17 protein-coding genes are annotated in these 19,248 nt (G+C 41.2%); 5 read left to right on the top strand and 12 right to left on the bottom strand.

The features are described 5' to 3' along the window. Window positions 1–190: 190 nt before the first annotated feature. From trxB to AC3CAU_RS06495, 3 genes are all read left to right on the top strand, one after another. Window positions 191–1,147 carry a thioredoxin-disulfide reductase gene (trxB, locus tag AC3CAU_RS06505; RefSeq protein WP_447054091.1) on the top strand — a complete coding sequence of 319 codons (957 nt, stop codon included), beginning with the start codon at window positions 191–193 and terminating at the stop codon, window positions 1,145–1,147. A 113-nt stretch (window positions 1,148–1,260) separates the two neighbouring features. Beyond that, entirely contained in the window at window positions 1,261–1,992 is a 732-nt protein-coding gene (gene aat, locus AC3CAU_RS06500) for a leucyl/phenylalanyl-tRNA--protein transferase (protein ID WP_424622150.1), read from the top strand. Window positions 1,993–2,013: 21 nt separating this feature from the next. Beyond that, a complete protein-coding gene (locus AC3CAU_RS06495; protein WP_424622152.1) occupies window positions 2,014–2,829 on the top strand; it encodes an arginyltransferase in 816 nt (271 codons plus the stop codon). A 6-nt stretch (window positions 2,830–2,835) separates the two neighbouring features. Here AC3CAU_RS06495 and rimI read toward each other — a convergent pair whose 3' ends face one another. The 7 genes from rimI to AC3CAU_RS06460 all read right to left on the bottom strand — a co-directional run bounded on the left by rimI (window position 2,836) and on the right by AC3CAU_RS06460 (window position 10,744). Beyond that, window positions 2,836–3,294 (bottom strand): ribosomal protein S18-alanine N-acetyltransferase, encoded by a 459-nt coding sequence (rimI, locus tag AC3CAU_RS06490; RefSeq protein WP_131215156.1) that lies wholly within the window; start codon window positions 3,292–3,294, stop codon window positions 2,836–2,838. Between the two features lie 101 nt (window positions 3,295–3,395). Beyond that, complete coding sequence (locus AC3CAU_RS06485; RefSeq protein ID WP_447054090.1) at window positions 3,396–4,277, bottom strand: metal-dependent hydrolase; 882 nt, start codon at window positions 4,275–4,277, stop codon at window positions 3,396–3,398. Between the two features lie 274 nt (window positions 4,278–4,551). After that, window positions 4,552–5,742 (bottom strand): elongation factor Tu, encoded by a 1,191-nt coding sequence (gene tuf, locus AC3CAU_RS06480; protein ID WP_131215160.1) that lies wholly within the window; start codon window positions 5,740–5,742, stop codon window positions 4,552–4,554. A gap of 93 nt (window positions 5,743–5,835) precedes the next feature. Beyond that, the gene (fusA, locus tag AC3CAU_RS06475; RefSeq protein ID WP_131218521.1) at window positions 5,836–7,974 is read right to left on the bottom strand and encodes an elongation factor G; all 2,139 of its coding nucleotides are present in this window, start codon (window positions 7,972–7,974) and stop codon (window positions 5,836–5,838) included. 126 nt (window positions 7,975–8,100) lie between these two features. After that, window positions 8,101–8,571, bottom strand: a complete 471-nt coding sequence (gene rpsG / locus AC3CAU_RS06470; RefSeq protein ID WP_004648014.1) for a 30S ribosomal protein S7 — start codon at window positions 8,569–8,571, stop codon at window positions 8,101–8,103. 177 nt (window positions 8,572–8,748) lie between these two features. Then, window positions 8,749–9,123, bottom strand: a complete 375-nt coding sequence (gene rpsL / locus AC3CAU_RS06465; RefSeq protein ID WP_004648013.1) for a 30S ribosomal protein S12 — start codon at window positions 9,121–9,123, stop codon at window positions 8,749–8,751. A gap of 169 nt (window positions 9,124–9,292) precedes the next feature. Then, window positions 9,293–10,744 (bottom strand): EcsC family protein, encoded by a 1,452-nt coding sequence (locus AC3CAU_RS06460; RefSeq protein ID WP_447054089.1) that lies wholly within the window; start codon window positions 10,742–10,744, stop codon window positions 9,293–9,295. Window positions 10,745–11,023: 279 nt separating this feature from the next. Between AC3CAU_RS06460 and AC3CAU_RS06455 the strand changes: the two genes are divergently transcribed. Continuing rightward, entirely contained in the window at window positions 11,024–12,253 is a 1,230-nt protein-coding gene (locus AC3CAU_RS06455) for a beta-ketoacyl-ACP synthase II (protein WP_447054088.1), read from the top strand. A gap of 70 nt (window positions 12,254–12,323) precedes the next feature. Further along, entirely contained in the window at window positions 12,324–12,776 is a 453-nt protein-coding gene (gene hemJ, locus AC3CAU_RS06450) for a protoporphyrinogen oxidase HemJ (protein ID WP_131218527.1), read from the top strand. A 398-nt stretch (window positions 12,777–13,174) separates the two neighbouring features. Here the strand turns inward: hemJ and cfa are convergent, their stop codons facing one another. The 5 genes from cfa to AC3CAU_RS06425 form a co-directional block, all read right to left on the bottom strand. Then, window positions 13,175–14,314: a cyclopropane fatty acyl phospholipid synthase gene (gene cfa, locus AC3CAU_RS06445; protein ID WP_447054087.1), complete on the bottom strand. Its 1,140-nt coding sequence runs from the start codon at window positions 14,312–14,314 to the stop codon at window positions 13,175–13,177. Between the two features lie 463 nt (window positions 14,315–14,777). Next, window positions 14,778–16,208, bottom strand: a complete 1,431-nt coding sequence (locus AC3CAU_RS06440) for an amino acid permease (protein ID WP_447054086.1) — start codon at window positions 16,206–16,208, stop codon at window positions 14,778–14,780. A gap of 163 nt (window positions 16,209–16,371) precedes the next feature. Further along, window positions 16,372–16,731: a RidA family protein gene (locus AC3CAU_RS06435; protein WP_447054085.1), complete on the bottom strand. Its 360-nt coding sequence runs from the start codon at window positions 16,729–16,731 to the stop codon at window positions 16,372–16,374. Window positions 16,732–16,784: 53 nt separating this feature from the next. After that, window positions 16,785–17,888, bottom strand: a complete 1,104-nt coding sequence (gene alr / locus AC3CAU_RS06430) for an alanine racemase (protein ID WP_447054084.1) — start codon at window positions 17,886–17,888, stop codon at window positions 16,785–16,787. Window positions 17,889–17,920: 32 nt separating this feature from the next. Next, entirely contained in the window at window positions 17,921–19,180 is a 1,260-nt protein-coding gene (locus tag AC3CAU_RS06425) for a D-amino acid dehydrogenase (protein WP_131217618.1), read from the bottom strand. Window positions 19,181–19,248: the final 68 nt, after the last annotated feature.

The following is a 19,248-nucleotide window of genomic DNA, read 5'->3' as shown; positions in this document are numbered from 1 at the left end:
GAAAAAGATGCAATATTATGTATAGGCTGTGGATGCCTATACTATCAATGCAGTATCTAGCACCGCATGGTTATTGTATATAGCTCAAATCGATTTCAATGATCAATAATATCGACATCGAACGCACACAACTGTTATCGAGTTTCACGTATAATTTCACAAATTTCTAAATAAAAAAAGGATGCCGCGAATGAGCGCTCGTCACTCACGTTTGATTATTCTAGGTTCAGGCCCGGCTGGTTATAGCGCAGCTGTATATGCTGCACGTGCCAACTTAAAGCCAATGCTGATTGCAGGCTTACAATTGGGTGGTCAATTGACCACGACAACTGAAGTCGACAACTGGCCGGGTGACCCTGAAGGTTTAACAGGCCCTGCACTCATGGAGCGTATGCAGGCGCATGCTGAACGCTTTGGTACAGAGATTGTCTATGACCATATCAACGAAGTTGATTTAAGCGTTCGTCCATTCGTTTTAAAAGGCGATATGGAAGAGTTCACTTGTGATGCATTAATTATTGCAACTGGCGCTACTGCACAATATTTGGGTCTTGAATCTGAAGCTGCATTCATGGGTCAAGGTGTCAGCGCATGTGCAACCTGTGACGGTTTCTTCTATAAAAACCAAAAAGTTATGGTTGTGGGTGGCGGTAATACTGCGGTTGAAGAAGCCTTATATCTTTCAAACATTGCTTCACACGTGACTTTAGTTCACCGTCGTGATTCTTTGCGTTCAGAGAAAATTCTGCAAGACCATCTGTTCGAGAAAGAGAAAGAAGGCAAAATCAGCATCATCTGGAATCATCAGGTAGATGAAGTTCTGGGTGACAGCAAGTCAGGGGTAACTGCTGTTCGTCTGCAATCGACTCAAGATGGCTCTAAGCAAGATGTAGAAGTCACCGGCTTATTTGTTGCCATTGGTCATAAGCCAAACAGCGGCATGTTTGAAGGTCAATTGAACTTACGAGATGGTTATATTCAAGTTCACAGTGGTACAGCAGGTAATGCGACTGCTACTTCTGTAGCCGGTGTATTTGCTGCCGGTGATATTGCGGATAGCGTTTACCGTCAGGCGATTACCTCAGCGGGTTCAGGCTGTATGGCTGCGCTGGATGCTGAAAAATATCTTGATGCTTTAGCTGACTGATTTAAACAAATCAATTCAACTCAATAAAAACCGTCCTTCACTGGGCGGTTTTTTGTATGATAAAAATCACAACCGCTTATTGCGAGTTTTTCTTTTCGTTCAGGCTGAATCCCATGCATCCATTAGCACCCTCAGAATTTATTTTTCCCGATCCCATCGAAGCTGATCCCGATGATCAGGGGTTAATTTGCATCGGTGCCGACCTCTCCCCTGCTACGCTTTTTGAAGCTTATACTCACGGTCTGTTTCCATGGTTTAGTGAGGGCGAGCCTATTTGCTGGTGGAGCCCTGAACCACGTTGCGTTATCCGTCCGCTAGATTATCATCCTAGCAAGTCCTTAATTCGCAATATGAAAAAGTTTGATTATAAAATTACAATTAATCAAGCGTTTGAACACGTCATTCGTTCCTGCTCCCTACCACGCAGTTATGCGGAAGATACCTGGATTTCTGAAGAGATTATTGATGGATACTGCCAATTATTTGATGCAGGCTATGGGTATAGTATTGAGGTTTGGGATGAAAGCAAAGTGGTGGGTGGTTTGTATGGCGTGACCATTGGACGTGGCTGTTTTGGTGAATCAATGTTTAGCACCCAAACTGATGTTTCTAAAATGGCTTTTTATACTTTAATGCTCATTGGTCAGGAAAATCATCTCCCTTGGATTGACTGCCAACTGGTCAATGACCACCTTTTAAGCTTGGGTGCTTGCACACTTTCTCGCCAAGCGTATCTTAATTCGTTACAAGATGTTGTTAAACAGCCCTCTATAGATTGGAAAAAATATCAAGAGGGTGTATTTTCAAGTAAAACAATAGCGCAACACGCACAATTAATTGAATGAAAATAACAGAGGGATCTTGCTATGAATTCGTATCACCCAAAGTCCCTATTGAATGATTTACAGTATTATATTACCCCACCGCATAGCTGTAGTTACCTGGAAAATAAATCAGCGCGGATGGTCTTTTTAGATCCTGCACATCGCATTGACGTGGTCAGTCTATCTGAACTTTCTCGAGTCGGTTTTCGTCGTAGTGGCGATTTTGTTTATCGTCCTGAATGTCACTTATGCCGTCAATGCTTATCTAGTCGCGTACCTGTTGCTGATTTTCACATGAACAGTACGCAAAAAAAAGCCTGGAAACGCAATCAAGACCTAAGCATCAAAATTACGCGTACTGCGGATGCATCTGATCTTCATTATGCCTTGTATGAACGCTATATCAATGAGCGTCATGCCGATGGCGATATGTTCCCCCCTAGCCTAGATCAATTCGAAAAATTTTTAGTGCATAGCTGCACGGACAGTTTTTTTCTCGAATTCTGGAAAGATGACAAACTTATTTGCGTATCAAGTTGTGATCCTTTAGATGATGGAGTTTCTGCGGTTTATACTTTTTTCGATCCTGATGAGAGTCGACGTTCACTCGGTGTATTTGCAGTACTTAAACAAATTGAACATGCACGAGCTTTAAATTTGCCTTATGTTTATTTAGGTTATTGGGTGCCGCATTCCAATAAAATGAATTACAAATCTCAATATGTACCTTTGGAGCTACTGATTGATGGACAATGGCGCCGATTAAACCGTTTGCTCAATCAAGAAGAAATTCAACAATTGGGAAACTCGCTCATGACGACATTGCCCTCTGGATGGAATAACCCAATTATCAAATAGTATTAGTTATTTAAAAAGCTGTGAAAAATCATCACTGCATGATTTCACCATAATAATGGCATGCTCGCGTGAGCCATCAGGATTGGGATAATAATTTCTACGTAAATCAATCTGATGAAAGCCGGCTTTTTCATACAATGCAACCGCAGTTTGATTACTTTCTCGCACTTCTAAAAAAATTTGCAGCGGATTATTTTTCAATTGGGCAATTGAAGCTTCAAGCAATTGATAACCTAACCCCTTACCCTGCTGACTCGGATGAATGGCCATCAGTAAAAGATTGGCTTCATCCAACACAGGTTGCAAGATACAAAAACCGACCACCTGTCCTTGATGCTCAATCACGGTACTAATATAAGAATCAATGGATTCTTCAAACTGTTTTGCCGTCCATGGATGGCTTTGTACCAATTGCTCAATTTGCGTGATGCGACTTACATCCGCTTTTTGCATTAAACGAATCATCTTCGTTCATCTTTTAAATACCAGAAGTTTCGCATTATAGAAACTTTGCATAAAAAATCGAGAAAAAAGGCAATATTTATTGCCCCAATAGTTAATACTGCTTAAAAACCTAATTTAATTTTCCAAGTGTCTAGCAAACTGACAGTATCCAAATCATTCGGATGAAAACCTGGTTTAAAATAAGCCAGCATTTCCTTACCCATGCCGGCAATAATGCCTGTAGAGGGTTTATAGGCATAAGCATAAATTTCTTTTAATGATTTCAGATTTAGCTGTTTATCCTCTTTTAATAAGCGTGCAAGAAAATAGGATTGAGTGATAAAAAGAATTACCATTGCTAAGCTTAAAGAGCTGGTACGTAATATATAGGCTTTAAGACCTCGACCAAACACGCCCTCAAAAACATCGTAGGCTACCGCTTTATGTTCATTTTCTTCAATTGCATGCCACGCCCACATGGTTGCCATCGTCTGGTCCGTCATCAGCTCTTGAATATGCGGATTACGCAGCAATTCAGACGCAATAGTGGCGGTGAAATGCTCAAGTGCGGTAGTTGCAGTTAAATCAATCATTTCCTGCGTAATACCTAAAGGTTTTGCCATTTTTACAAATATTCTACGGAAAGTTTGAATCACACTATCTGTTTTGGATTCTAAAGCAGCAATATCATGCCCATATTTTTGTGCTGAAGCATTAAAACCGACATGCTCATGGGTATGCATGGCTTCTTGACCAATAAATGCACTGATTTCTTTTTGTAAGTGCTGATTATCTTTAATAGCAGGATGGTGGCGAACAGCTCGAACACTTTCAATAAAAAATTTTTCACCTGCCGGAAATAATGCAGACAATGCCGTCATAAAATGGGTAAGACCTGGCGAGCCATTCATCCAGTATTCTGGCACATTATTAAAATCGAAATTCATTCGACGTACAGGAAAGCTTGCACCTGCACGATTGGTGATATTGACCTTTGCATTCATGACTTTTACTCCTATCTAGCAAAATAATATTGCTCAATTCACTTATGTTTGTTTTTCTTAATTCCTATATTACGTATTTAAAAATTTGCTATAAGTGCAGATAAGGTCAGGAAAATATCAGTTAAGGACATGAGGAGAAATAAAGTGCTACTTTATTTTGACGCAAGGGAAAAAATGATAAGTGAAATTATTTTTGACTTAAAAACCCAAGTAAAAAAATATTAGCCATAAAAAAGCGCCCCCAAAGGAGCGCTTTTTATACAATCAATACTGATTATAGAGTTACTTTAGCAACTACACCAGCACCCACTGTACGACCACCTTCACGGATCGCAAAACGTAGACCTGGGTCCATTGCGATTGGGTGGATCAATTCTACTGACATTTCAACGTTGTCACCAGGCATTACCATTTCCACGCCTTCTTGTAATTGGATTGCGCCAGTTACGTCAGTTGTACGGAAATAGAATTGTGGACGGTAACCGTTAAGGAATGGAGTATGACGGCCACCCTCTTCTTTAGAAAGTACGTATACTTCTGCGTCAAATTTAGTATGCGGTTTGATTGTACCTGGTTTAGCCAGTACTTGACCACGTTGAACGTCTTCACGTTTAGTACCACGTAGAAGAACACCACAGTTCTCGCCAGCACGACCTTCGTCAAGCAATTTACGGAACATTTCTACGCCAGTTACAGTCGTTACAACTGTATCTTTAATACCAACGATTTCAACTGATTCGCCAACTTTAACGATACCAGATTCAACACGGCCTGTTACTACAGTACCACGACCTGAAATTGAGAATACGTCTTCGATTGGCATCAAGAATGCTTTGTCGATTGCGCGTTCTGGTTCAGGAATGTAAGAATCAAGCGCAGCAACCAATTCGATTACAGCAGATTCGCCATACGGACCTTCATTACCATTCAATGCTTGAAGCGCTGAACCACGGATGATTGGAGTGTCATCACCTGGGAAGTCATAAGTAGAAAGAAGTTCACGAACTTCCATTTCTACCAATTCAAGTAATTCTTCATCATCAACAAGGTCACACTTGTTAAGGAATACAAGAATGTAAGGTACACCAACCTGACGAGAAAGAAGGATGTGTTCACGAGTCTGTGGCATAGGACCATCAGTCGCAGCACATACAAGGATCGCGCCGTCCATTTGAGCAGCACCAGTGATCATGTTTTTAACATAATCGGCGTGACCTGGACAGTCTACGTGAGCGTAGTGACGAGTTGGAGAATCGTATTCTACGTGTGAAGTATTAATGGTAATACCACGCGCTTTTTCTTCTGGTGCAGAGTCAATTGCTGCGTAATCTTTAGCTTCACCGCCGTAAGTTTTTGCACAAATCGTTGCAATTGCAGCAGTTAAAGTTGTTTTACCATGGTCGACGTGACCAATTGTACCCACGTTTACGTGTGGCTTATTACGTTCAAACTTAGCCTTAGCCATGAGAGCTTCCTTTTATAACTACTCATGCAGGGTTACTGCATGAGCACTTGGTTTTTAACTATGAATTAGTTTGGGCTTATAGTAATCGAAAGATTACTCGTCGTCACCTTTTTTACCGCCAGATTGGAATTTAGAAATGATGCCTTCCGCCACGTTACGTGGAGTTTCAGCATATTTTGCAAATTCCATAGAATAAGTCGCACGACCTTGAGACATAGAACGCATAGAAGTTGCGTAACCAAACATCTCTGCCAATGGAACTTCAGCTTTAATTGCTTTAGTACCACCAGGTAAATCGTCCATACCTTGAACCATACCGCGACGACGGTTTAAGTCACCCATGATATCGCCCATGTAGTCTTCTGGAGTTTCTACTTCAACTTTCATGATAGGTTCAAGAAGGATTGGATCCGCTTTCATGAAACCATCACGGAAGGCATAAGAACCCGCCATTTTGAACGATAATTCATCAGAATCGACATCATGGTAAGAACCATCGAATAATGTCGCTTTGATACCCACAACAGGGTAACCAGCCAATACACCATTCTTCATACGTTCTTGAATACCTTTGTCAACCGCACCAAAGAATTCTTTAGGTACAGTACCACCTACGACTTCTTCAGCGAATAGGTATTCTTTACCAGCTTCTTCGACATTCATAGGCTCTAAACGAACATATACATGACCGAATTTACCTTTACCACCCGTTTGACGTACAAATTTACCTTCTTGCTCAACAGTCTTTTTGATTGTTTCGCGGTAAGCAACCATTGGTTTACCAATGTTCGCTTCAACGTTAAATTCACGTTTCATACGATCAACAAGAATGTCAAGGTGAAGCTCACCCATACCAGCAATAATTGTTTGACCAGATTCTTCGTCTGTGCGAACACGGAACGATGGATCTTCTTTAGCCAAGCGACCAAGTGCGATAGACATTTTCTCTTGGTCAGCTTTTGTCTTAGGCTCTACAGCTAAAGAAATTACTGGCTCAGGGAATTCCATACGCTCAAGTGTAATGATGTTTTTCTCATCACAAAGTGTATCACCAGTGGTAACGTCTTTAAGACCTACACATGCAGCGATGTCACCAGCGCGGATCTCTTCAACGTCTTGACGTTCGTTCGCATGCATTTGCACGATACGGCCGATACGTTCACGTTTAGATTTCACTGGGTTGTATACTGGGTCGCCTTGTTTAAGCACACCAGAATAAACACGTACGAAAGTTAAGTTACCTACGAATTTGTCGTTCATGATTTTGAACGCAAGTGCAGAGAACGGAGCTTCGTCAGATGCTTCACGAATCGCTTTAGTTTCAGCTTTGTCGTCAAGAATACCTTCGATAGGCTTAACTTCTGTAGGCGATGGTAAGAAATCAATCACAGCATCCAACATACGTTGAACACCTTTGTTTTTGAATGCAGTACCACAAAGCATTGGTTGGATTTCGCAAGCCAAAGTTTGAGCACGAATACCAGCAACGATTTGTTCTTTTGTCAAATCGCCATTGTTTAGGTATTCATCCATCAATTCTTCAGATGCTTCAGCCGCAGCTTCAACCATGTTTGTACGCCATTCTTCAGCAAGTTCTTGAAGATCGGCCGGGATTTCACCGTATTCGAACTGCATACCTTGAGAAGCTTCATCCCAAATGATCTGTTTCATTTCGATCAAATCGATAACGCCGGTGAAGTTTTCTTCAGCGCCAACAGGGATAACTACAGGTACAGGGTGTGCACCCAAACGCGTACGCATTTGTTCAACAACGCGGAAGAAGTTTGCACCAGTACGGTCCATCTTGTTCACGAATGCTAAACGAGGCACTTTATATTTATTTGCTTGACGCCATACAGTTTCTGACTGAGGTTGAACACCACCTACAGCACAGTAAACCATACATGCACCGTCAAGAACACGCATAGAACGCTCAACTTCGATTGTGAAGTCAACGTGTCCTGGGGTGTCAATTACGTTTACACGGTGTTCTGGATATTGTTTACCCATACCAGACCAGAAACAAGTGGTAGCAGCTGAAGTAATGGTAATACCACGTTCTTGCTCTTGTTCCATCCAGTCCATTGTTGCTGCACCATCATGCACTTCACCAATTTTGTGAGATACACCTGTGTAGAACAAGATACGTTCAGTAGTCGTGGTTTTACCAGCATCAATGTGTGCTGAAATACCAATGTTACGGTAACGAGAAATTGGGGTTTGACGAGCCATGATTTCTTGCATTCCTAAATTTGTTGTTTAAAACAGGACACTTTAAGCTGCAACAGCAGCTTAAAGTGTTTGACGATAGTTCAGTAAACCGACCTATCATCTTCCTGATTAAGGTCTTTAAACCTATTAGAAACGGTAGTGAGAGAAGGCTTTGTTGGCTTCAGCCATACGATGCACATCTTCACGTTTCTTAATCGCTGAACCTTTACCTTCAGCTGCATCAAGCAACTCACCAGCAAGACGTAAAGCCATAGTTTTTTCAGAACGCTTAGCAGCAGCATCTACTAACCAGCGCATAGCTAAGGCAGTACGACGGGATGGGCGTACTTCCATAGGCACTTGATAAGTAGCACCACCAACACGGCGTGCTTTTACTTCGACCATAGGACGAACTTTTTCAAGAGTAGTCTCGAAAAATTCAACTGGATCTACTTTAGATTTTTCTTGAACGCGGTCTAAAGCACCGTAAACGATACTTTCAGCAATAGATTTTTTACCATCTTGCATTACGTGGTTCATGAACTTAGCGATTGTTTGGCTGCCGAACTTAGGATCCGGAAGGATTTCACGGGCAGCAACTACGCGACGTCTTGGCATTTTAACACCTATAAATATGACACTTCAGGTTTATCCAGCATGAGTACAAAGTGTCATGTACTGTTCGCTGGCCTTACTACACGTCGCTTGAATTTTACAAAATTAAATGCAGAAATCAGACAAGCGAGACGATAAAGGATTGCGGTTCTACGTTCTTAAGAAGCTAATCTAAAAAGATTATTTCTTAGGACGTTTAGTACCGTATTTAGAACGAGACTGGTTACGATCTTTAACACCAGCGCAGTCTAAAGAACCACGAACGGTATGGTAACGTACACCTGGTAAGTCTTTAACACGACCACCACGGATAAGAACAACACTGTGCTCTTGTAGGTTATGGCCTTCACCACCGATGTAGCTTGATACTTCAAAACCTGAAGTTAAGCGAACACGGCAAACTTTACGCATTGCTGAGTTAGGTTTTTTAGGTGTAGTAGTGTAAACACGTGTACAAACACCACGACGTTGTGGACAAGCCTTCAACGCAGGAACTTTTGATTTTTCAATCAAAGTCGTACGACCCTTACGGATCAACTGATTTGTTGTTGCCATTTGGCAATTCTCCCGTTAATAAAAATCCTCAAAAAAATACTACTTTTTTGAGGGCACACAATTGTAAGCGAAGATAGAAAGATGGTCAATATTCGATGCTCTATCAAATATCAACCATTTCCTTATAATTAGGGTGGTGTAAGGGATTTACTAGGCTTAAGCCTAGCTTTTAGGATTTCTTTTTTGTAACTTTACGTTTTATTGGAGCAGTTTCATCCTGTGCTTCAGATGTATCGTTAGAAGATTGCTCTAATTTCTCTTCACTTTCACTTCCCTCAAGTTCTGGCTCATAGTCTTCTTTAGCTTGCTCCAATTCTGGATCCTCTAAAGGAACAGCAGGTTTTTGAGGTTCAACCTGTTCATGTGGTTCAACCATTTGCTCAGCTAAAGCTTCCAGACCCTGTTCAACCTGTTCATCCTTTCGGTTTTCATCAACTTCGCGGGTTGCTGTTTTCTTTTTGATGGTAACACTAGAAATAGCTTTATTATCAGGTATTTGAATATCCTGATCTAATTTAATCTCACTTGACTTATCATCAACTTTAGACAAATGTTCCAATAATTTTGGCGTTGCTTGAGCCAATAATGCCAAAGATTTTTCATAAGCCGCAATCGGGGATAACTCTACTCCTTGATGTTGTTGCAAGTAACTTCGGGCATGAGAAAAAATTTGTTGCGCTTTCTGATTTACATCTTCAACCAGTTTCCAGCTATACGCTGCACTAATGCCCGCTTCTGCGACTGGTGTCAATTTGCTGATAATCGAAATTTTAGGAATATGATTCAACCACTCCCATTTCATTTCACCGTTTTCATTGCTTAACCATTTTTTCAGCGAAGCAGTATCATTACTAGAACCCAGCATTTGTTGAAATTGAGAAATATCATGTGTTTTTAACATATTAGATAGCGCTTTAAGTGCCATCAAAACACTTTGCTTTTCAGCAATCTGCCCCAAATCAATTTGTTTAAATACAAACTGGACAATATCCTGTTCTGTCTCTTTATTTAGCTCAAAACCATAGGCACGGCCAACCTGATAAATCATGCGCAAAGACATGACTAATGACAAAGGTACATCAATCGCTGAACCGACCACCCCAGTGGCCCCGGTTACCGCCCCCTGGATAGAGGCAATCCATTTATTCTGTTCTGCCAAAGCCTGACTAATTCGCTTTGATCGGTCCACGTCTTGGGTCAGCTCTTGTAAATCTTTTGCTCCAGCCTGATCCAGCACTGCATCGACTGAACTTATATTTGAGGTAAATTGATTCAGCTGCTCAAAAAAATAATCCGATACTTTGTCTGAAAATTGTGGGGAAACAAAATTGGCGATACGCGTCACTTTACCATACTGATGACCGAGTAATTGTTTCGAGACACCGGGTAAGTACTGGCGCAGCATTTGTTGAGGATTATCATATTTTTGGACTTCAAAAGTGCTTGATTGATGAGCACCTCCATTAACCACCTTGCCATTTTTTACGGGCTGCATGACCTTGGTCAAACCGTTCGGTGCGGCATGATTCAGTACATCCATTCCAGCTGCACTGATCTTTTTAGCCACTCCAAAGGCATTTGAGAAGAATCCATGCGAATGTTTATTATTGATATCAGTCATTCTTTATCCTCATTTTCAATTCTTACAATTATTGATAAATACTAGGTACAGTCTAAGTTTATCTCAATTTTAATATGTATCTTTTAGTTAATTAAACCGGAGAATTTTCACAAATAGATACAGAGGGAAATAGGCATAATATTTGCCATAAGAATTCAAAAACCTTTCTGCTATTATGAATGTAATTGAAATACATGAGTAAGGCGCTGGGTTTTGCTTGAGGCAAACAGTTCATTCAGCCGCATTTACTCAAACCACTACCATATAAGGGATCTGTAGATGAAACGTGTTGTAATCACTGGCATGGGCATTAACTCATGTATTGGTAATTCTTTAGAAGAAGTAACAAATTCTTTGCAAAACGGTATTTCTGGAACACGTTTTAACCCGACTTATGCTGAACTCAATTTTAAAAGCCACGTGAGTGCAGCAGCAGAACAAAACTTTGACAATATTGACCGTAAACTCAAACGCTTTATGGGTGTTTGTGCAATGTATGCCTATAACTCGGCTTTAGCTGCGGTAGAACATGCAGGTTTAAACGTTGATGATCTAGCGGGTAACCCACGTTACGGTATTACCGGTGGTTCAGGTGGTGGTTCAACTGCTTCTGTTATTGAAATGAACGAATTATTGCAAACCAAAGGTGCACGTAAAGTTGGTCCTTTCTTTGTTCCTCGTAACATGACCAATACCATTACAGCAAACGTTGGTGTTGCATTCAAATTACAAGGTGTGGCGCATACCATTACCAGCGCATGTGCGACTTCTGCCGATGCAATTGGCTATGCTTACAATCTGATTCAATTGGGCAAACAAGATTTAATGCTGGCAGGTGGCGGTGAAGAAGATCACTGGTCACAAAGCTTGTTGTTTGATGCCATGGGTGCGCTTTGCTCTAAATCCAATGACACGCCAGAAAAAGCTTCTCGTCCATATTCTGCTGACCGTGACGGTTTTGTGATTGCGGGTGGCGGCGGTTTTGTAGTGCTTGAATCACTTGAACATGCGCAAGCACGTGGTGCAAAAATCCTTGCTGAAGTTGTCGGCTATGCTGCAAACAGTGATGGTGCAGACATGGTTGCGCCAAGCGGTGAAGGTGCAACACGTTGTGTACTTCTGGCTTTAGAAGAAGCAAAACAACACGGTGTAGATAAAATTGACTATGTAAATACGCATGGTACCTCTACTCCAGCGGGTGACATCACAGAACTTAAAGCCATGGAACGTGCATTTGGTGAAGGTCAGGTTCCTCCACTGAGCTCAACCAAGTCAATGACGGGTCACAGCCTGGGTGCTGCCGGTGTTCAAGAAGCAATTTATTCGGTTCTGATGATGCAAAATGACTTTATTGCACCAAACATCAACGTGACTGAACTGGATGAAGGCGCAAAACCATTTGATATCGTGCTTGAAAAACGTGACACAAAATTGAATACTGTGATGAGTAACAGTTTCGGTTTTGGCGGTGTAAATGCCTGTCTTGTTTTCAAAAAATGGGAAGGCTAAGCTAAGAATTGTTGATCATTCGGCAACGGATGATCAACTTCTGCCACACTGCCCTTAAAAGGGTGAATAGATGGATGCTCCTTCTGATGCTTTCTTGTGGGTAAAAGCATTACATATTATTGCTGTAGTTTGCTGGTTCGCCGCTTTGTTCTACTTGCCACGTTTATATGTTTATCATGCGATGAGTGAGGATGTCACGAGTCATCAGCGCTTCCAGATTATGGAACGCAAGTTGTACCGCGGCATTATGTGGCCTGCAATGGTTGCAACACTGATTACAGCGCACTTTTTAGTGGATTGGGGAGATGCAACTCGGCATTACCATGAAGCACTCTGGTTTTACCTGAAAGTTGGCTTAGTCGGTTTACTGGTGATTTACCATTTTGTTTGTGGCTATTACCGTAAAAAACTGATGGTCGATGCGCATTATAAATCACATAAATTCTGGCGTTACTTTAATGAAATGCCAACGCTGATTTTATTTGCGGTGGTGATTTTAGTGGTAGTTAAACCGCAGTTTTAATCTATTTGATTTAAAAGGGCCTCCAAATAGGAGGTTTTTTTATATTTTTTTACTTACTCATCCGAATCCTGCTTAAGCCGATTTTTCCATAATATGAATATAAGCATCCGGTGAACCCCAGTTTTTCTCACTTAGCAATACCAGGATACTGTCCAATTTATTAGGCCTTAATATAAATAATTTTCTTATGACTCACTTCTTTAATTCAGTTTGCTTCTTCATGACTGCTGCTTTTGCATTTTTCTTAGCTTAAGTCTCAAAATCATTTTCAGTCCGAAAATCGCTCTGAATTGATCTTGAGGAATGTAGAAAAGTAACATGGTGGGATATAAGCAATAATTTCTTTTTTGATTTTAAAGAAAAATTTCTAATCCGTAACTCAAGGTTAATCTCCTATTCTAACGTGCAATTCGAACTTCACCTTCTATCCCCTTTGGGCTGAATACGATTTGCCATAATTGTAATTCTCGTGCACGAAATGCTCCTGCACAGGCATTTAAGTAATAATTAAACATTCGCTTAAAGCGGATACTATAATTGGCTTCAATTTCTGGCCATGTTTGAATAAATCTTTCCGACCAAGCCCGAAGTGTTAAGTCATAGTCGGTACCAAAATTATGCCAATCTTCCATAATAAATTTGCCACTACTAAAATGAGCAATTTTTTCAATTGAGGGTATGTATCCATTGGGGAAAATATATTTACTTATCCAAGGATCAGTACTGATTCTTGTTATATTAGAACCAATGGTGTGCAATAAAAACAATCCATCAGCATTCAAATTACGTTGTACGACTTGAAAATAGGTGTTGTAATTTTTCAACCCTACATGCTCAAACATGCCTATTGATGCAATACGATCGAAGCGATCATTTAAGTTGCGATAATCCATGAGCAAAATTTCAACATCGAGTCCTTTACATCGCTCAACTGCTAGTTTTTGTTGTTCTTTAGAAACGGTAATACCTGTAACCGAAACCTGATAATTTTTAGCTGCATACTCGGCTAACCCTCCCCAACCACAACCAATATCTAATAATCGCATACCGGGTTTCAAGTCAAGTTTACGACAGATTAAATCGAGTTTTTGTTGTTGGGCTTGGAAAAGATTATCGGTATTTTTCCAGTAGGCACAGGAATATTGCATAGATGGATCAAGCATATGGGTAAAAAGATCATTGCCGAGATCGTAATGTTCTTCACCCACCTTCCATGCTCTTTTTTGAGTCTGTAAATTTCTAATTCGAGCAATCGCAATTCTGAGGATATCTTTTAAATTGTGCGGTAATTTTTCATCTAATTTGGCACGTAAAATTTTATAAAATAAAATATCCAACCTGTCGCAATCCCACCAGCCATCCATATAACTTTCACCCAGACCTAATGAGCCTTGCTGTAAGACACGGTTATAAAAATTATCATTATGTATGTGTATGTCATAAGGCTGGTCACCATTAATATGAATACCCGCTTCATCCAATAATTTTACCAAGATATCTCTTAGGCCATCGTTTTTATGCCCAACATAGATATTCATATTCACTCCTATTTATTCTATTTTTTTTGAGTTTTATTAAATAGTTATTTAATTCTAGATTGTTCAACCTCTTGTGAAGGTAATTCCACATATCAAATCAAGCTTATTTTTTTAGCAGCAATTTATCAGCCATTTGAGAATCCGGACTTTGCACTCTGAAGAGATTAGCTAATCATTGCAAAATTTTGGCTCTTAGACTGTTTTTCTAATGTTAAGAGATAGGATTTCTATTGTAAGTAATTTATTAAAAAAGGATTTTCTCATCAATAGAGTCAGCGTCTGCTGAATCCGCGACCTATTTTTTAATTTTGATCGGGTTTGGCTCTGGTTCGGCTTTTTTTCAAGTTAATTTCTTGGCCGCCATTCTTGGTTAACTCAATTTTCAATCATTATTAAAAATGAGCCTCATAAAAAAGAGAGTGGATAAAACCACTCTCTTTTTAATTGTCTGAATCAATAGTTACTATATGTCTAAAGACTGAATACGCTTCTTCATCCGTGGTTTATATAGCAATTGATAAGTTACCCCAAGAATTAGTAACCAAAGCGGACTAATCATTAGGGCTTTTAAAGTATCAGCCTCTAAACTCAAAATAATTAAAGCAAACAGCATGAAAGCTAAAATAATATATGACATCCATATCCCACCCGGCATTTTGAAAGTCGATTTGGCATGCAATTCAGGACTACGTTTTCTATAGCGAATGTAGCAGACCATGATCAGGCTCCAGATACTAATGAACAGGATTACGCATAATGAACTGGCCAAGGTAAACGCTTCAATAGTATTCGGTACGAAATACTGCAATGCTGCGCCCGCCATAATAAAGCAGCAAGAAAAAATAAGCCCTTTGGCAGGAACTGCACGTTTGGACAACTGGCTTAGGGTTTGCGGTGCCTGACCATCTTTAGCCAAACCAAACAACATCCGGCTGGTAGAGAAGACGCCACTATTCATGGAGGACATCACTGAAGATAAAACCACCAGATTCATAATAATGGCAGAGGTTGGAATTCCAGCATGCAGGAATAAAGTCACAAATGGACTCTGATCCCCAGGAATCTGGTTCCATGGTGTAACCGACATCACCACAAAGAGGGACAGAACATAAAATAGAATAATTCGGGTCGGAATTGCATTAATTGCTTTAGGCAGATTCTTTTCAGGATCTTTAGTTTCCGCTGCCATGGTTCCAATCAGCTCTACCCCAACAAAGGCAAATAGTGCAATCTGGAAGCCGGCTAAAAACCCGCTTGCGCCTTTCGGGAACATGCCACCATGTGACCAGACATGACTAAAGCTTGCTACAGCACCTTGCGGTGGCTGGAACTGCATGAACACCATATATCCGCCAATACCAATCAAGCCCAAAATGGCTAAAATTTTAATCAGCGCAAACCAGAATTCAATTTCACCAAACAGTTTTACGGTCAGCAGATTAATACCTAACACCAACAGTACACAGCCTGCACTGATGGCGGCCTGCCCCATAGGGGTAAAAGCTTCTCCAGGCGGCAGCCAAAAACCGAGATAATTGATAATGGCAGCCAAATCCGCAATACCGACTAACACCCAGCCCAGCCAATACGACCAGCCGATATAATAACCCGCAGCCGGGCCAATCAGATCATGCGCCATATCGATAAAGGATTTGTAATGCAGGTTGGAAAGCAAAATTTCACCTAATGCGCGCATCAGGAAAAAAAACATCGCACCAATAATCATGTAGATGATCAGAATAGACGGTCCAGCCAAGGAAATGGTTTTCCCGGAACCCATAAACAAACCTGTACCAATGGCGCCACCAATCGCAATCAACTGTAGATGACGGTTGGAGAGTTTCCTTTGTAATTCATGCGGAGAGGATGAATCATCCAATTGATTCGTTTTCATATTTCAACATCCTTATAGCACTGTATAAATCAGGCATTCTGAATTGAGTGAAGGCTTCCACTGCACTCAATCCTGCCTCTTGATAAATTTCTGCTTTAATCAAGACAGTTGCACTATTCCTTATCTGGTTGTGGGAGAGTATTAAAAAAATAAAAGTTAAAAATTACTTTTGTGCTGCGGTCACCGCAATTTCAATCAACCAATCCGGATTCACCAGATTCGCCTGAATGGTGGCACGTGATGGTGCTACGCAGTCTTTTAACCAATCGACCCACACTGTATTCATAGTTTTAAAATCTTCAAGGTTTTTTATGTAAATCTGCGCTGATAATAATCGTGACTTATCACTATTGGCCTGCGCCAACAAGCTGTCAATTGTGGCGAGAATATCCTGAGTTTGCAGTTCAATATCCTGTGCTGTGGTTTTTGGAACCTGCCCAGATAAATACACGACTTGATTAAAAATCGTGACTGCGCTCATGACTTCAGTGCTGTTGATTTTTTGGATATCTGAATGTGACATATTAATTTCCCTATTGTGAATAACTGGATCTTGAATCAATAAACTTTAAAATTCTAATGCTCAATTTCAAATTGAACCCGAGCCGTGACTGCACACATTAATTCGTAGCCGACCGTTCCTGAACTTGCTGCCACATCATCAATGGCTAAAACCGCACCTGTTGAGGAGGTCCCCCAAAGCACGACTTCACTGCCAATTTCAGCATCGGGAATGTGGGTCAGATCAACTGCCAGCATATCCATACTGACCCGACCTAGCGTTTGGGTTCGAACTGAATTGACCAGCACAGGCGTGCCGGTTTTCGATATGCGCTGATAACCATCGGCATAGCCACAGGCAACAATGCCAATCTTTAAGGGTTCGGAGGCAATAAAATGTGAACCATAACCAATACTTTCACTGGCTTTGACTTCTTGCACAGCAATAATTTTACTTCGCAGGGACATGCTCGGTTGGAGCTGCCAGTCCTGAATGCTATGTGTAGGATAATCGGGGGAACTGCCGTAGAGCATAATGCCGCTGCGGATATAATCGGAATGTAGCTGTTGGGAATAACGCAGGATGGCGGCACTATTACTGATCGAGCATTTTCCCGGTAAATCTTTGATGATTTCTTCAAAAATATGTTGTTGATAGAAAATACCCGGCTCACCCAAGCGTTCACCATCCGCGTCGGAAAAATGCGTCATATGCGTTACAGATTTCACACACCCAAGTTGCTTCAAACTGTGCCATGCCGCTTGATAGGCTTCAGGATTAAAGCCCAAGCGATTCATGCCACTGTTCATTTTCAGAAACACATCAAACTTTGCGGAACCTTGAAACTGCTGCAACCAGTCTATTTGATACTGACTGTGGACGGTAAAACTGAGATTTAATTCGGCACAATCATGCAAATCCTGAGCATCAAACAGACCTTCGAGAAGCAAAATCTGACCCTGCCAACCCAGTCTGCGAATACGCTTTGCTTCCGCAATATCGAGTAAGGCGAAACCATCTGCCTGTTGAAAAGCATCGTAAACATGCTCGATGCCATGACCATAGGCATTGGCTTTGACCACGGCAAAAACCTGACTGTCAGGCATCATTTGACGTGCAACCGCTAAATTATGGCGTAATGCCGGCTGATGGATCACAGCAGTAATGGGACGTGACATCTATTCATCCTTGAATATGGATTTGGGGTAAATTAAGCCGCGCTCGGATAACGCTGAATCGATAAACCTTCGGTATTAATATCGGTTTTATGATTGAGTACTAAATCACTGATCAATTTGCCTGAACCACACGCCATGGTCCAACCCAAGGTGCCATGACCGGTATTTAAAAACAGGTTACTGAAACGGGTCGCACCAATAATTGGTGTGCTGTCCGGTGTCATTGGACGTAAACCGGTCCAGAATGTCGCCTGTTGCATATCACCACCCGGGAATAAATCCTGAGTCACCATTTGCAAGGTTGCACGGCGATTTTCATTTAAGCCATGATTGTAGCCGCTGAGTTCTGCCATACCGCCGACACGAATACGCTCATCAAAACGGGTAATCGCAATTTTATAAGTTTCATCAAGTACCGTAGATTGCGGAGCAAAAGCCGGGTCTACAATTGGGATAGTGAGTGAATAGCCTTTCACTGGATAAACGGGTAAATCCAGATTCAGCGGTTTTAAGAAATCACGTGAATAACTACCAAAAGCCAGTACATAACGATCTGCGGTGAGCACTTTTCCATCTACCACCACACCTTTGATTTCATCACCTTCGACCACCAGTTTTTCAACGCTCTGGTTAAATTTAAAATCGACACCCATATTTTTGGCAAGGTTGGCTAAGGCATTGGTAAACAGGTAACAATCCCCTGTTTCATCATTCGGCAAATGCAAGCCACCCACCAGTTTATCTTGGGCAAAGGCTAAGGCAGGCTCGACTTTAGCTAAATCTTCTTTAAGCAGTAATTCATAATCCACGCCGCATTCTTTCAGTACTTGAATATCACGCTGTACAGCTTCAAGTTGTGCTTCATTACGGAAGACTTGCAGAGTGCCTTTAGAACGGTTTTCATAGTGAATACCGGTGGCTTTACGCAAGTCTCTTAAGCAGTCGCGACTATATTCGGCCACGCGTGTCATACGTTCTTTGTTAATCGCATAACTTTGCGGGTTACAGTTTTTCAGCATTTGCGCCATCCACTGCAACTGCCACATGCTGCCATCCATATTGATGGCGAGCGGTGCATGATGTTGAAACATCCATTTCACTGCTTTAAAGGGAATACCAGGTGCTGCCCATGGCGTTGAATAGCCGGGAGAGATTTGACCTGCATTACCAAAACTGGTTTCTTCTGCCGGGCCTGCCTGACGGTCTAACACAGTCACACTTGCACCTTGCTGCGCGAGGTAATACGCACTTGCAACGCCAATAACACCACTACCCAATACAATTACGCGCATTTCAAATCCCTCGAGCAACATCTAGTTTATTTACCTAGTATATTTTCGGTTTAATAGTTTTTTTCACT

The sequence above is a fragment of the Acinetobacter sp. GG23 genome, from assembly GCF_057766365.1.
This window is presented reverse-complemented; position numbering and strand designations above follow the sequence as displayed.